The sequence below is a fragment of the Geotalea toluenoxydans JCM 15764 genome (genome assembly GCF_001311985.1).
GTDB classification, from domain to species: Bacteria; Desulfobacterota; Desulfuromonadia; order Geobacterales; family Geobacteraceae; genus Geotalea; species Geotalea toluenoxydans.
This window is the reverse complement of sequence record NZ_BBCJ01000014.1, coordinates 61,273-75,238: the sequence shown is the minus strand read 5'-3', so window position 1 is coordinate 75,238 and position 13,966 is coordinate 61,273. Positions and strand designations below refer to the sequence as shown.

The window sequence follows — 13,966 nt, the reverse complement described above, 5'->3', positions numbered from 1 at the left end:
GCTCTGGAGTGAAGGGAAGAGACCGAGCGGCGAGCGGACCACCCGCCCACCGGAGCTTACCCCATAGCATCGGACGAAAGAACCTCACGCATCAGGGCCAGGGTTTCACGGGCGACTTCTTCATCCAGCCTGGAGATGGCAAAGCCCGCGTGGACGATGACGAAATCTCCTACCTTCACTTCATCGCCCAGAAGCATCAGGTTTGCCTCCCGCTTGACACCGTCGATTTCGGTTATGGCCGTATCGTCATCGATGCTGGTGATCCGCATCGGCACAGCTACGCACATGCGTCACTCCTTCCGGCAATGACCGCCTGGCCCAGGGCGAGTCCGCCATCATTGGGGGGGACCAGCCGGTGGCTGAAGACCTGGAAGCCCTTTGCCACCAGGCGGTCGTGGACCTCCCCTGCCAGGAGCTTGTTCTGGAAAACCCCACCTGACAGGACCACACGCTTACGCCATGGGCCTTGCCTGCCTTGACGCAGACATCGGCTGTGGCAGCAGCCACTGCCTTATGGAAACGGAGCGCCATGTTGGCGCCGGCTTCACCGGCAAGGAGGTCGTTGACCAGGCCGTCGATGATGTAGCGGCAATCCAGGATGAATTTTTCATCTGTAGAAACAATGGCGTAGGGATAATGCCATTCCGAAGAACTTTTTTCGGCCAGGGCCTCAAGTTCCATGGCAGCCTGCCCCTCGTAGGACACACGGCTGCGCACCCCAATGAGAGCCGCCGCCCCATCGAAAAGTCTGCCGCAACTGGATGTGAGGGGTGAGTTCAGGCCTTGTTCCAGCATTCGCTGCAAAAGTCTCTTATCCCCATCTGCCAGAGCCGAAAATACGGGAAGCTTGAGAGAAAAAGCATCGCTGCCGAATACGGCATGGCAGTGGGACAGGGCCATCCGCCATGGCTCCCGCACCGCTGCATCGCCTCCGGGAAGAGGAACCTGGGAAAAATGACCGACCCTCCTGAACCGGCGGTAATCGCCCAAAAGGAATTCTCCACCCCAGATGGTGCCGTCCGCACCATAGCCGGCGCCGTCGAGAATTACCCCGAGAACCTGCCCCTCCAAGCCGTTTTCTGCCATACAGGAAGCCATGTGGGCATGGTGGTGCTGCACCGGCACCAGTAGCTGGTTAGCGGCCTGAGCATAGGCGGTGGACTGATAATCGGGATGGAGGTCGTGGGCGACCACCTTCGGGTTGACCGAAAGGACTTGCCTCAGGTGGGAAACGGTCTGGTCAAGGAACTGCAGATTAGACTCGTTTTTCAGGTCCCCCAGGTGCTGACTCATGAAGGCACGGTCGCCGCGTGTCAGACAAATGGCCCCCTTCAGCTCGGCTCCCACCGCCAGGACCTGCTGCTGCGCCTCGTGCAACCGAATGCTTCTGGCACATAGCCCCGGGAGCGGCGCAAAAAGATAGGTTTGCCCTGAAAAACTCGGATCACCGAATCGTCATTACGACAATGCACCCGCCGGTCATGGCCAAGGAAATAATCAGCAATGCCTGTGAGAGACTCCACCGCATCACTGTCCCGGTAGGCCACCGGCTCATCCGAGACATTTCCCGAGGTCATGACCAGGGCGAGGAAATCGCGAAGCAACAGGTGATGAAGGGGGGTTGATGCCAGCATCAGCCGAGATAGTCATTGGCAGGGGCAACCTGGGGAACAATCCCGTTTCCCTCACGCTTGCACAGAAGGACGATGGGTTTTTCCGGCCCAGCCAGCAGGCGCTCCTCAATGGGGTCCAGGCGGGCGAGAACACCGGCCCGCGCCAGATCCCCTACCATAAGGGCAAAAGGTTTCTCGCTCCGCCTTTTCCGGTGCCGCAGCTCGGCAACGGCTGGGCTGTTAAATGGGTCCACCGCCAGGTGGTAACCGCCGGTCCCCTTTACAGCAACGATCTTTCCCGATTTCAAAAGACGAATGGCCTCTTTGACAGGATCACCAGCAACTACCTCACCAGTCGCAGTGATCAGGTACAGCCTGGGGCCGCAAACCGGACAGGCATTGGGCTGGGCGTGAAACCGCCTGTCTGCCGGATTCTCATACTCGGCACGGCAGTCGTCGCACATGGAGAAATCTGCCATGGTGGTTGCCTGGCGGTCGTAGGGAACACCGGTGATGATGGAATAGCGGGGACCGCAGTTGGTACAATTGATGAAGGGATATCCATAGCGGCGGTCACCGGGATCGAACAGCTCCGCCAGACAATCGGGACAGACGTCACAGTCGGGTGAAATCTGCAGTTCACCTCCGCCGGAGCTGCTGGGCAGAATGGAGAAATCGCGGCTGTTTTCGGTTGCAATAATTCTTCTATTGATCGAGGTAATGGCAGCAAGTGGTGGAGCCTCATCGTTCAGGGCAGTATAAAAAAGGTCCAGCTGCAAGCGTATGCCTTCAGCCTCCAGCAGCACTCCGTGGGAGGTATTTCTCACCCACCCTGTCAGCTGGCGCTGCCGGGCCAGACGGTAAACGAAGGGGCGAAAACCTACCCCCTGAACGATGCCTTCGACCTGGACCCTGATCCGCTCATGCCCCATCATCACCCCTCACCCCTCACCCTTCACAGACATTTCCCACAGCCACCGATACCAGGCATCCATCCCCGACCCGCTTTTGCCGGAAACCTCCAGGATAGTTATAGCCGGATTGATGCGGCGAACCATCTCCTTGCACTTCTCCACATGGTAGTCCAGATAGGGCAGCAGATCGACCTTGTTGAGCAGCACCACCTGGGCGGCGCGGAATATCTGCGGATATTTGAGCGGCTTGTCTTCCCCTTCGGTGACACTGAGAACGACGACCTTATGGTGTTCCCCAAGATCGAATGCGCCGGGGCAGACAAGATTACCCACGTTCTCGATGAAGAGCAGATCCAGTTTTTCCAGGTCGAAAGCCTTCAGGGCCAGGCAGACCATCCGGGCATCGAGATGGCAGCCGGCCCCGGTATTTACCTGCTCCACCGGCACGCCGGTGGCAGCTATCCGCACCGCGTCATTGTCTGTCTGTTGATCACCTTCGATGACGCACAACGAAGATGCATCCCTAAGCTGTCAAGGGTCTGCTCCAGGATGGTCGTCTTGCCGGAGCCAGGGGAACCGAGCAGATTGAGGGCAAAGATGTTTCTGCCGGTGAAGAGCTGGCGGTTTGATTTGGCAAACTGGTTGTTTTTGGCGAGAATGTCCGTCTCAATGGAGATCACTTGTGCATCGGACCGGAAATTACAATGGTGGTGGTCATGATCGCCACAGCCGCAGGTAATACACATGAATTGTTTGCCTCCCGGCGCTGTAAATCCGCTTCTGCAACGGGTGCAACAGGATTGAATCTTCAGGTAAGCTATAACACCAAATCGGCGAAGGTCAAGGCAGCGAGGCTTGATCATCGGTGTTTGCAGGACCCGTTGCGCCCATGGGGAGCCTTGCAAGTTCTGCACGGAACCCTTGACTTGGAAATCTTATCCGGGGTATTTTTGTTCTGCAAAAAAGAAGCAGGATAGACGACAATACTAAACCATCCGCGAGGATGGGACGGAAAGCCTACAGGGTCTTACTGAGACAGCCGGGACGCCGAAATATCTCTCTGGATATTGAAGCCCCGGCTTTTTTTATGCCGCGGCCAACAGGAGTCAAGGAGAACAGCGGATGAGATTGGTTGCATGGTTTACAATGATGTTGCTGGTGGCGGCTTTGAATGGTTGCGGAAACGGCGGTAGCGATGGGGCAACAGACATGGTTACCAACACCGGCAGCGGAGGGACAGTCGCAAGTGAAGGCGGATCGGCAATAACGACCAGTCCGGGCAGCACCAGCACGGTAAACAGCAATACGCAAGACGGGACCGCCACCGGTACTCCGACCACCGGTACTCCGACAACTACTGCTCCGGTAAACACCACTCCAACCACCACGGCTCCAACGACTCCAGCCACGACTACGCCGTCAACAACTGTCCCGGCTCCAGGTTCGTCGTCAACCGAGGAGACGACCATTGTAGTCACCATGCAGGCAGCATGGTGGCTGCCATCAATCAGGCCCGCCTGTCGGGAATGACCTGCGGCGCCACCTATTACGGGCCCACTACAGCCATCACCTGGAATGACCGGATAGGCTCTGCAGCGTCCAGACATTCAAATGACATGGCCGCCAGGGACTTTTTCAGCCATACGGGGAGTGACGGAAGTTCTGCAGGGGACAGGTTGACACAGGCGGGATACATCTGGAGCACCTATGGGGAGAACATCGCCGTCGGCTATTCCACACCGGCGGCAGTGGTACAGGCATGGCTCAACAGCGAGGGGCACTGCAGGAACATCATGAATCCGGCATATCTGGAAATAGGCGCCGGAGTTGCCACCGGCACCTACAGGGGTGTTCCTTCAATGGATTATTGGACGCTGAATCTGGGCAAGAAAAGGTAACTCAGGCTACCGTCAGCCCCTTGACCCGAAGCTCATCCCCGGTTATAAGATCCATGCCCACGCCACCGCAGCCGGGGCATGGATCGTAACAGGTCTTGACGGGGAATTCGGAATTGCATTGCCGGCAACGCCCACTGGCCGCCACCTGCTCGATCAGCAGCAGGGCATTTTCCAAAGGAGTACCTTTGGTACAGGCGTCAAAACAGAAGCGGATTGATTCCGGGGCGACACCAGACAGGGCGCCTATTTCAATGGTAACGGAGCAGACGCGACGGCCGCCGGCATTTTCCATGCAAATATCGACCACACTACGGGTAATGGACAGTTCGTGCACGATACCCCCCGGTAAATGGTACCATCTCCATGGAATTATTCATTACCGGCGGCCAAGGATGCATAAAAATGGGACAGGAGATCTGTATATACTTTCTCCTGCCCCGATCCGGACGACGGTTATCCTACTTCAAAACAAAAGCAACCTTGGCAGCAGCAAGGAAATTTCCCTTGCGGTTTGCCGAGTAGACGGTAACCGCATCATCATCGGACAGTTGCAGGTCTGAACTGTTTGCCGATCCTGAAGCCTTCACTATCAGCGGGTTCTTCACATTGCGCGACGCAAGGGCCGCCTTGGCCTTTTCAATGCTGTTGGTGTACTCGCCGCAGCCCTGATCCACCAGCACCTTCTGGCTCACCTTTGCCGGATCGTAGATGACCTCGCCGTTGGCAGCAAAAATGCGGTTGATGAGGGCGGGACGGAAATCCTGCTCAGTGGCATCGATGATCAGTCCATCATAGGCTTCGTCAAGTTTTACCGGATCGGTCTTGAAGGCCGGTTTGTCAGTGGCAAATTCCTTTTTCAGCTTCGGGTCCCTGTTCAGTTTCTCGTAAAAAGCAGTGGCAAAACCCTTTGCCCCATGCATGCCGATCTTGATGACGGCTATGGCGGTATCCTTTTCCTGGCTGTATTCCTGGAAACCACCTGACTTCCTTTGACGAAAGAGGAAACCGCCGACCTGATAACGTCGTATTCGGCCATGCCGTCTTTGACCAGGGTGTCACCAACTATGGCGAAACCCTGCAGATATTCAGCCAGGGACCGTTGTGCAGTAACCACCGCCGCCCGCTTTGCCATCAGCTCGCGCTGGGCCGGAGTTTTGTGGTTGGGGTTGCCTATGCTTCGCCGTAAAAAAGGATCGCTTCCTGGCTGAAGGCGGCGTTATCGTCCCGGGCGCCGGCAGTGCCGCCGGTGAGGGTAAGATTGCGCCCGCTCAACCAGGTCTTGGTTTTGGTAAAGGTATCATCCACCTGCACCGGGTTTTGGTTCTCGTCTTCGGCAAAGGCAGGCAGGGCAAGCCCTGCCAGCAACACGGTCATCAGGATCAGCCTTTTCATATCTCTCTCCCTCTCAGCGGATGTTTATTTTCTGCTTCAGTACCCGCACGGCCAGCAGTGCCTCGGCGCCGTCGACAGGTTCATTGATGCGGAATTCACCGGAAAGTTCACCCTCCATGATGGCGCGGGTGGCCATGTTCATCACCGCATTAAAGAACGGGGATGTACTGCGCACATCGGGAAAGGGCGATTTTTCCTGCCCAAAGTAGGCAGTGGCAAGTTTTTCATCTCCGGTCAGTTTGATCAGCACATCTTCCAGGATAAAGGCCATTTCCCCCCTGGTAACCGCTTCTGCCGGCTTGAACAGGTAAGCTTTGGTCGTTTCATCGAATCTGGGCTCCAGGCCCCGTACTCTCCACTTCAACAGGGTCAGGATTTCATCTTTGAACTGATGATCGACGATGTCTGCCGGCATGAATTCCGCTTCGGGATGATTTCCCTGTGAGGCTGCAGATAGCCTGCCGGCCATCAGCTTGTCCATCTTCATCTCATCCATGAGGAGCGCCGCCAGATCACCGCGGCTTACCGAATCCTTTACCGCAATTTTTTTGCCCACATCTCCTGTGGTAAGCCCGGACATGGCACGAACAGTCCTGTCGGTCTTCTTCCATCCCCGGTCCGCCTTGTCGTGCCACTTCCCTTCCCGCTTGGCATTCAACACATCGGCAAATTTATCCCTGGCCTTCTGGAATTCCAGCGCCTGAAGGTAGGCAAGCCCCATGAAGTAGTCAGCCGCTTCTTTCCCCTGGTAATAAACCAGTTTCTGCTCGTTCACCTGAAGGGCTGCCGCATCCCCGAACGCCTCTTCCGTCTCCTTCAGCCAGCCTTTTTCCTTCAGGATGGTATTGTCGCGCATCACGGCCAGGTAGTAATCGAACTGTTCTTCCCTGGCATCGGTATACTTGTCGGCTTTTTCAAGATATTCCCTGGAACGTCCGGCCTCAATTGTCCGGAAGGCGGCATCGCCCTGGGTGCGGCTCTTCTCGGCAGCCACGATGGAATTGCCGGCGTATGCCGGAGAGTATTTTTCATTGCAATAAAGGGCGCGGTCGAATTTTTCCCCGGCTGCAGTGATATCGCTTTTCTCCAGGGCCTCCATGCCGCGCAGATAATGGTGCAGAGGGTTGTCTTCAGCCGTGGTACAGCGCACCTGGGGCCCGGAGCAGGCCGACAGGACACCCGCTGTTATCCCTGCCAAAAGCATAGACAGCAACTTTTCTTTCATTGTTCCTCCTCCTTTTCGCGAAAGTCCCGCAGAAAGCAACCGGCACATTTTGCAGAACTCCGGTATGTCATCCCAGTTTTCAACACACAGTGCTACCTGCCAAAGGTGGAACGTTTCCAGACTTTTCTGATTTCCTTTTCGTCAGACCATTCAAGCAGCCCGGTGCGGAGATTCTTCAAATTGAGGGTGAATTTGTAGTAAACATCCCTGACATCATCGACCTTGTGCTCAATCTCGGCAAAATTGCCCGACAATATGTACTCGGCCCCGTACTGTTTTCCCATTTCCACAGCCTTTTCCTGATCGACCATGCCGCTGTTCTGCTGATATTTCAGTTCTTCCAGGGCTGCAGCTCGGTGGTTCTGTCAACGAAGGTGAATTTTCCCGATTTTATGAGCCTGGCACGGATTGAATCGGTTACCGCCTCCATATCGATATGCTGCATGGACTTGTTTTTTATCCGGTCTACGGAAATGACCGGACGGCGAGTTGCGGTAATCTCCGCAACCGGTGGAAAGGTAATCAACGAATCGACCATGGTTGCCGCAATCTGCTGAAGATCTGCAGAACCAAAATCCGTTGACAGGGCTTGCTGCGACAGGGGATCGCCATATTCGACGCTGGGGGTGGCACACCCGGAAAACAGCGTAGCTGCTGCGATCAAGAAGATAAGACTGCCTGCTCTGGTTTTCTGGTACATGGTGTTACTCCCTTCTTTGCGATAGATTCGGTCAGAATGTTATCTCCGTTGTTTTGAACGTATTACCGGCCTTGATGACCCTGACGATGGTTTTGGCGCCGCTTCTTATATTGATCTCAATATCATGAAATATCGCCGTTCCCTCCTGCTCCAATGACAACGTATGCTTTCCCGCCGGAAGGCTGGTCCGCATCACCTGCACCTCTGCCGGAAGAGTGTTCCAGCTTCTGAGATCGGCATTTTCGCTGATGTAGTTATAGAGTAATGAACTGAGTTCCCCCAGTGAGCCGAACTTGTCCTTCGACTTCTTCGCCGCAATCCCCTTGGCAACGGCCCGAATGATCTGGCGTGTCACCATGGCCGGGACTTTTTCCTTCAAGGCCTTAACCGCCAGAGCCCTGGCGTCGCAAAGGGGTTCGGTAGCGCCGATGGTATCAGAGCCTTCCATAACCCACAGTGGAGAAACATCAGGCCATCGCTGTCCATAGAAGGGGAAAGCCACGGCCACGATGCCTCCACTTGGCAAGGGTATGGGAATCTTCACCTCTTCCTTCTGGGGAACGAAATCTTCTTCGAAAAATAACAGGAGTTCACCCGTTTCCATCCCTGGCGATGAAGCATCATCATTCCAGGTAGCATCCGGCACATCAACAGCCTTGTTTACTTTATCCAGCTCCTCATCCATGCCCAAAACCCGGGCCAGGCGCATCACATCCTCTTGCAGGTAGGTGTTGTCCGGCCGGATCTCCAGCGCCTTCTTGTAGTCGATATAGGCGTCATTCGGCTGTTTCAACAGTTCGTAGACCACCCCCGACACATAGAAGGAATAGGCATTCTGGAACGAGTTCTTCACCTTGCCGGCAATCTCATCCATGGCCCCATAGCTTGCATAGATGCGACCGGCCCCTTCGGAGCTGCTGAAGTGGTTTTTTTCGGCTTCGACCCTGGCTTCTTCCAGTTCCTCTTCATGCCGCCTGAGGGCTTCATCCTGCGCCCCATTGGCCCGGCGGATCTCGACTCCGGCTCCTTCAACATCATTCCTGAAAAGATAATTAATCGCCTGAAAATTGTGCAGAAGAACGCGCTCATAGCCTTCGCCCCGGTAGGGAAGCGCATTATCATTGGTGAGAATTGCGCTGACATGGGAAAAAGCATTCGTTGCACTGATTGTCGCCTTTTCATCGGCGGCTCTTATGGCTTGCATGGCACATTCATAGCTCTTGACGCTGAAATCCACGTCACCCTGTATCTGGGCAATGCGCCCCAATTCCATGCCATGGAGAATGGAATCAATGCTTTTACTGCCGGAAACAAGGCACTGGGAAAGATCTACTTTTCTGTCGGCTTTCAACTGCTCGATTACCGGGGCGATCCTGCCCGTATAGGGGGTGAAGATTGTTGTGGCGCAACCCGAGGTGAGGATGGCAACGGCAACCAGGAACACCTGAAGTGCGCTTCTTGGATATTTCAAGGTGCTTGCAGGGCATTTCCTCATCTATTTATCACTTCAGGTAATTAATGGTGATGGCATTGGCGGAGAAGTTGACGATTTTGAAACTACCCTTCTGGGCAATGCTGTTGGCCAGATAGATGGTGTTTTCCGGATAAGTGACCACGAATGATCCAAGCTCCTTTTCTTCCACCCCTGTTACCCAGGCGATGTTCTGCAGTGCCTCTTTCACGGCAAAGTTTTCTCCCAGGTCTTTTATGCCGCTTACCTTGACCTGCACCCTTTTTGCTGCAGCTTTCAAATGCCTTCCGACCTTATCGGCAACCACCGGTTTAAGCTTGTCCGAAAGATTTTGCAACCCCTTGGCGGCGGCATCTTCCATTGTGCCGGCAAGCCCCTTCCCTTGCTCAGTTCCGGCAGCAAGGATTACCATCCGGCCCGATGGATCCCTGGTAACCAGCCTGTAGGTCAATCGGGCAGTGATGTTGTGGAAAGGGGTGTTCAGGCCGAATCCCATATCGCCCCCCTTTTTTCTGGTGAGAATCAGGTCGATATTGCCGATAAGTAGAATGTTGGTGAGAAATTGGTGCATCATATTGCTCAAACTTCGGAAATTCCCGCTTTTAAGGGCAGTCTCGATATTCCGGGGATCCACTTCACCGGTGGGGGCAACATCAACAACGGTGTATCCACGCTCGGCGAGATCGCCGATGATTTCCTCCGAAAAGAGGTTGGACTCCTGGTAATCTCCGGCCGCTCCAGAAGGGGAAATTTTCCTGGCCGGAATGAAAACGGCCACGGCATTGTTCAATGCCAGGTCGGAAACGGCATCACGGGCCTTTGCCGGTTCCACGCACGCATTTATTTTTACTGCAACCACATTGTCTCCGCCTTGATAATCGAGCAGGCTAAAGGAGGTAATCAGGCCATAGATTTTTCTGTTTATCGTCTCGTCAACAAGCATCAGGTTCTGGACAACGCTCTGGGCATTGACATCTACGCCTGCAGTCTGTTCGATGGCGGCCAGTTTGGCTCGGGAGATTGCCTCGCTTTTGCCGAAGGAGTATCACCGTTGACAATGACAGCTTCACCATCGGCATCCACACATTGGACCTGCGCCAAAACGGTCAACGGACATAACCACAATGAAAAAATTGAAAAAACTATGATTCTCCACATGGCCGGAAACTCCGTATGAATTGTTTAAGTACAAAGGAATCTCTACAGGAGCACAAAATTATTCAGATTGAGATCCCAGGATCAAGCTTTTCCCAAGGGCATTTACAGCAGAACGCAGTCATTGGTGAATTTTGATTTCTATTTTATGTTTTTGTTTTTTCAATGCAATGGCAATTGACCCACCACTAAATTATATTTATTTAACTAAATACTCTTCCATTGACCTTCCGCTTCACATGCAAGGCTTGAATTGGTTTCAAAATTTGGTAAACTCACGCAAAATCGTGGAGATAGCGTTTATGTGATTGCAAAGCCTGGAGCCTTTCGTGATAGACACTGCAGTTTCTTGTAAGCAATTCAAGAAATACCACCTTGTGCTGTTGCTCATGATGGTTATTGCCATTGCCGCGCCTTCATTTGCAGCAGATCCAGGCCTATCCCTTCAGCGATCTATCCGCGTCGTCATGGACGACAATTATCCCCCATTCGTTTTCAGGGACAGGGATGGCAAGATCAAGGGCATCATCATCGATCAGTGGCGCCTCTGGGAGAAGAAAACCGGTATTCGGGCCGAGATCAGCGCCACGGACTGGGCCGATGCCCAAAGGCTGATGGCCGACGGCGAATTCGACGTCATTGACACCATGTTCCGCAACGAAAAAAGGGACAAGCTCTACGACTTTACCAAGCCCTATGCCAGCATACCGGTTCCCATTTTCTTTCGTTCAGATATCTCCGGAATAAGAGACATCCAGGATCTTGCCGGTTTTGCCGTGGGGGTGAAGGCGGGCGGCAACATCATCGATGTGCTCAGGTCCCACGGCATCAACAACCTCATCCAGTTCAACAGTTACGAGGCAATTGTCACCGCCGCCCGCGACCACAAGGTAAACGTCTTCACCGTCGATGAACCGCCCGCCTATTACTATCTTTATAAATTCGGCATCTGGGAACAATACCGGGCGACAAAACCACTGTACATCGGGCAGTTTCATCGGGGAGTAAAAAAGGGAAACAAAGAGCTGCTCCAAACCGTTCAATACGGTTTTGATCGCATATCAAAGGAAGAATATTCGGAAATAGAAGAGCGCTGGCGCGGTAAACCGATTCTGGGAATGAAAGAAATGCGCTTCATCAGAATCAGCGGCATTGCGGTCATGCTGGTTATGCTGGCGCTCGTCCTGTGGCTGTGGATGCTGAAGCGCATGGTAAGGCAGCGAACCGATGCCCTGCAGAAGGAAGTACAAATCCGTATCGGCCATGAAACGATGTTGCAGCACAGCGAGGAGAGCCTCCGCTCTCTCATGGATGCCATGCCGGTGGGACTGGCTCTAAGTGACAGACTGGGCAACAATATTTACATAAATAAATGCTTCATCGAGCGTTTCGGATATAGCCTTGACGAGATTTCCACCAAGGCAGCCTGGTATGCCCGTGCCTACCCGGACGAAACCTACAGGGAAAAAATAGTCAACACCTGGAAGGCGGCAGTTGCCAAGGCGCAGAGTGAACAGACAGTGATTCCCCCGTTCGAGGCGCTGATTACCTGCAAGAATGGCTCTGTCAGCCACAATATTGCCAATACCCAATTGATACAGGACCGCATCCTGATTATCTACACCGATATCACCGAACGGGAAAAGAATCGCAACGAACTTCTCAAGATACAGAAGCTGGAATCACTGGGAATATTGGCAGGAGGCATCGCCCATGACTTCAACAATATCCTCACCGGCATCATGGGCAACATTTCACTGTCACGGATGTTCCTCGATGAATCGCACCGGGCGACGGCAACCCTGAAATCTGCGGAGAAAGCCTGTCAAAGGGCCAGCGAGCTGGCCATCCAGCTGCTGACCTTCTCAAAGGGAAGCCACCCGGTGAAAAAAACCGTCTCCGCCGGCAATATCGCCAAGGCATCAGCCTCGCGGGTATCCGACGGTTTCAGTGTGATCAGCGTCTTCAATATTCCTGAAAATCTTTATCCCGTGGAGGTGGATGAGGGTCAGATAGGACAGGCCTTCAGCAATATAGCAATCAACGCAGCACAGGCAATGCGGGAAGGCGGGACCTTTACCGTAAGGGCTGAAAATATAAGCCTGGGTAACGACAACAACTTGTCACTGCCAGCGGGGAATTACGTCAGATTCACCTTTGCCGACACCGGATGCGGCATTCCCGAAGAGGATCTGAAGAAAGTTTTCGATCCATATTTTACCACCAAGGCAGGAGGCAGTGGCCTGGGCTTGGCTGCAGCCCATTCCATCATCGGCAAGCATGGCGGCTACATGGGAGTCAGTTCTGAAGTGGGCAAGGGAACGGTTTTTCAGGTCTTATTGCCGGCGAGCAGGAATGAATCCCCAGCCCATGAGGAGGAGAGGAAAATGCCGGCAGCAACGGAAAAGTGCAACAACTCCTTGTTGATCATGGACGACGAAGAAATGATCAGAGACCTGGCTACAGAGTTGCTGGGGGCACTGGGATACAAGGTCAGCACTGCCGCGGACGGCAAAGAAGCAGTTGCCATGTACAGGGGCGCACACGAATCAGGCAGGCCATATTCCGCCGTCATCATGGACCTTACGGTACCGGGAGGCATGGGTGGGAAAGAGGCAGCCCGGCTGATACTGGATGAATATCCCGATGCCAGGCTCATCGTTTCAAGCGGCTATTCAGAAGATCCGGTCATGGCGGAATACGCCAGGTTCGGTTTCTGCGCCGCCATGGTCAAACCTTACCGCGCCGCAGATGTCATGGGGGTTCTCGATAAAGTTTTTTCTTCCAGGGGATTGAACGGAAATGAAAACATCAATTAACGCCACACTCCACGGGTATCTATAACCACCTTCTCCTTGAGAAGTTCTTTGTCTATGGTTTTGAATTCGTCGTGGTCGACCAGAACCACCAAAATATCCGCCTCGCGCAGCACCTGGGACAACTCATGCAGCTCCATGCCTGCCGATCCATTGCACACATTGGGTTCACATGCCATCACCCTGCCACCCCGCTTGAAATAAGCCCTTTGGTGATTTCCATTGCCGGCGACTCGCGCAGATCGTCGATATTGGCCTTGAAGGACAGTCCCAGGCAGCCGATAACCGGTTCCTTGAACCGCTCCGCCTTGGCCTTTATCTTGTTCATGACCCAATGGGGCTTGTGATCGTTCACTTCCCGAGCTGTACGAATCAGCCGCGCCTCTTCCGGCGCAGCGGAAACCACGAACCAGGGATCGACGGCGATGCAGTGCCCCCCCACTCCCGGTCCGGGGTTGAGGATATTCACTCGCGGATGGCGATTGGCCAGTTCGATCACATCCCAGACGTTTACCCCAACTCGGTCGCTGATCAGTGACAGTTCGTTGGCAAAGGCAATGTTCACATCGCGGAAAGAATTTTCCACCAGCTTGGACATCTCCGCCGTCTTGCTGTCGGTAAGGAAAATGGTACCGTTGCAGAAAGTGTTGTATAAATCTCTGGCCTTTTCGGCAGAAGCCTTGTTAACGCCGCCGATGATCCGGTCATTGTCCACCAGTTCGCGGATTATGTGTCCCGGCAGCACCCTTTCCGGGCAATGGGCGATGAAAACCTGGGGGGAA

The 13,966-nt window shown here is 54.1% G+C and carries 18 protein-coding genes, 2 pseudogenes and 1 riboswitch; of the genes and pseudogenes, 3 read left to right on the top strand and 17 right to left on the bottom strand.

From position 1 onward, the window contains the following. Positions 1-56: 56 nt before the first annotated feature. The 6 genes and pseudogenes from JCM15764_RS10780 to JCM15764_RS29605 all read right to left on the bottom strand — a co-directional run bounded on the left by JCM15764_RS10780 (position 57) and on the right by JCM15764_RS29605 (position 3,207). Complete coding sequence (locus JCM15764_RS10780; RefSeq protein WP_054695490.1) at positions 57-287, bottom strand: HypC/HybG/HupF family hydrogenase formation chaperone; 231 nt, start codon at positions 285-287, stop codon at positions 57-59. Next, positions 278-1,347: pseudogene (locus JCM15764_RS29620) on the bottom strand (Kae1-like domain-containing protein). Before JCM15764_RS29620 ends, JCM15764_RS10780 begins: the two are co-directional and overlap by 10 nt. Continuing rightward, positions 1,332-1,634 (bottom strand): Sua5/YciO/YrdC/YwlC family protein, encoded by a 303-nt coding sequence (locus JCM15764_RS29615; RefSeq protein ID WP_439645283.1) that lies wholly within the window; start codon positions 1,632-1,634, stop codon positions 1,332-1,334. Before JCM15764_RS29615 ends, JCM15764_RS29620 begins: the two are co-directional and overlap by 16 nt. Then, positions 1,634-2,548, bottom strand: coding sequence for an acylphosphatase (locus tag JCM15764_RS29610; protein ID WP_439645287.1), 915 nt, complete (start codon positions 2,546-2,548; stop codon positions 1,634-1,636). The genes JCM15764_RS29615 and JCM15764_RS29610 overlap by 1 nt, the downstream gene beginning before the upstream one ends. A gap of 6 nt (positions 2,549-2,554) precedes the next feature. Continuing rightward, a complete protein-coding gene (gene hypB / locus JCM15764_RS22980) occupies positions 2,555-3,037 on the bottom strand; it encodes a hydrogenase nickel incorporation protein HypB (protein ID WP_439645282.1) in 483 nt (160 codons plus the stop codon). Further along, a complete protein-coding gene (locus JCM15764_RS29605; protein WP_054695483.1) occupies positions 2,986-3,207 on the bottom strand; it encodes a P-loop NTPase family protein in 222 nt (73 codons plus the stop codon). The genes hypB and JCM15764_RS29605 overlap by 52 nt, the downstream gene beginning before the upstream one ends. Positions 3,208-3,231: 24 nt before the next feature. On the opposite strand from JCM15764_RS29605, the gene JCM15764_RS10760 reads away from it, so the two are divergent. After that, complete coding sequence (locus JCM15764_RS10760; protein WP_243688777.1) at positions 3,232-3,504, top strand: hypothetical protein; 273 nt, start codon at positions 3,232-3,234, stop codon at positions 3,502-3,504. Next, positions 3,503-3,579, top strand: a riboswitch (cyclic di-GMP riboswitch). (Overlaps the previous gene by 2 nt.) 54 nt (positions 3,580-3,633) lie before the next feature. Here the strand turns inward: JCM15764_RS10760 and JCM15764_RS10755 are convergent. After that, entirely contained in the window at positions 3,634-4,008 is a 375-nt protein-coding gene (locus tag JCM15764_RS10755) for a hypothetical protein (protein WP_243688756.1), read from the bottom strand. Positions 4,009-4,017: 9 nt separating this feature from the next. On the opposite strand from JCM15764_RS10755, the gene JCM15764_RS10750 reads away from it, so the two are divergent. Beyond that, a complete protein-coding gene (locus JCM15764_RS10750) occupies positions 4,018-4,425 on the top strand; it encodes a CAP domain-containing protein (protein WP_243688755.1) in 408 nt (135 codons plus the stop codon). A gap of 1 nt (position 4,426) precedes the next feature. Here JCM15764_RS10750 and JCM15764_RS10745 read toward each other — a convergent pair whose 3' ends face one another. From JCM15764_RS10745 to JCM15764_RS10710, 8 genes and pseudogenes are all read right to left on the bottom strand, one after another. After that, positions 4,427-4,759, bottom strand: coding sequence for a hydrogenase maturation nickel metallochaperone HypA/HybF (locus tag JCM15764_RS10745; protein WP_054695474.1), 333 nt, complete (start codon positions 4,757-4,759; stop codon positions 4,427-4,429). A gap of 124 nt (positions 4,760-4,883) precedes the next feature. Beyond that, entirely contained in the window at positions 4,884-5,345 is a 462-nt protein-coding gene (locus tag JCM15764_RS10740) for a TP0624 family protein (protein ID WP_054695472.1), read from the bottom strand. 17 nt (positions 5,346-5,362) lie between these two features. Beyond that, entirely contained in the window at positions 5,363-5,557 is a 195-nt protein-coding gene (locus JCM15764_RS10735; RefSeq protein ID WP_054695470.1) for a hypothetical protein, read from the bottom strand. A gap of 38 nt (positions 5,558-5,595) precedes the next feature. Beyond that, entirely contained in the window at positions 5,596-5,817 is a 222-nt protein-coding gene (locus tag JCM15764_RS10730) for a hypothetical protein (RefSeq protein WP_054695467.1), read from the bottom strand. Positions 5,818-5,830: 13 nt separating this feature from the next. Beyond that, positions 5,831-7,042, bottom strand: coding sequence for an S-layer homology domain-containing protein (locus tag JCM15764_RS10725; RefSeq protein WP_054695464.1), 1,212 nt, complete (start codon positions 7,040-7,042; stop codon positions 5,831-5,833). Positions 7,043-7,134: 92 nt separating this feature from the next. Then, positions 7,135-7,580 (bottom strand): annotated as a pseudogene (gene lpoB, locus JCM15764_RS10720) (penicillin-binding protein activator LpoB). 193 nt (positions 7,581-7,773) lie between these two features. After that, positions 7,774-9,213 carry a COG3014 family protein gene (locus JCM15764_RS10715; RefSeq protein WP_243688754.1) on the bottom strand — a complete coding sequence of 480 codons (1,440 nt, stop codon included), beginning with the start codon at positions 9,211-9,213 and terminating at the stop codon, positions 7,774-7,776. Positions 9,214-9,244: 31 nt separating this feature from the next. Further along, positions 9,245-10,156 (bottom strand): hypothetical protein, encoded by a 912-nt coding sequence (locus JCM15764_RS10710; protein WP_243688753.1) that lies wholly within the window; start codon positions 10,154-10,156, stop codon positions 9,245-9,247. 541 nt (positions 10,157-10,697) lie between these two features. Here JCM15764_RS10710 and JCM15764_RS10700 point away from each other — a divergent pair. Beyond that, positions 10,698-13,187 carry a transporter substrate-binding domain-containing protein gene (locus JCM15764_RS10700; protein ID WP_054695446.1) on the top strand — a complete coding sequence of 830 codons (2,490 nt, stop codon included), beginning with the start codon at positions 10,698-10,700 and terminating at the stop codon, positions 13,185-13,187. On the opposite strand, the gene JCM15764_RS29600 is transcribed toward JCM15764_RS10700, so the two are convergent. Both JCM15764_RS29600 and JCM15764_RS29595 read right to left on the bottom strand, forming a co-directional pair. Further along, positions 13,184-13,363 carry a UDP binding domain-containing protein gene (locus JCM15764_RS29600; protein ID WP_279384374.1) on the bottom strand — a complete coding sequence of 60 codons (180 nt, stop codon included), beginning with the start codon at positions 13,361-13,363 and terminating at the stop codon, positions 13,184-13,186. The two genes, JCM15764_RS10700 and JCM15764_RS29600, sit on opposite strands and share 4 nt — an antisense overlap. Further along, positions 13,363-13,950 (bottom strand): nucleotide sugar dehydrogenase, encoded by a 588-nt coding sequence (locus tag JCM15764_RS29595; protein WP_279384389.1) that lies wholly within the window; start codon positions 13,948-13,950, stop codon positions 13,363-13,365. The genes JCM15764_RS29600 and JCM15764_RS29595 overlap by 1 nt, the downstream gene beginning before the upstream one ends. Positions 13,951-13,966 lie beyond the last annotated feature (16 nt).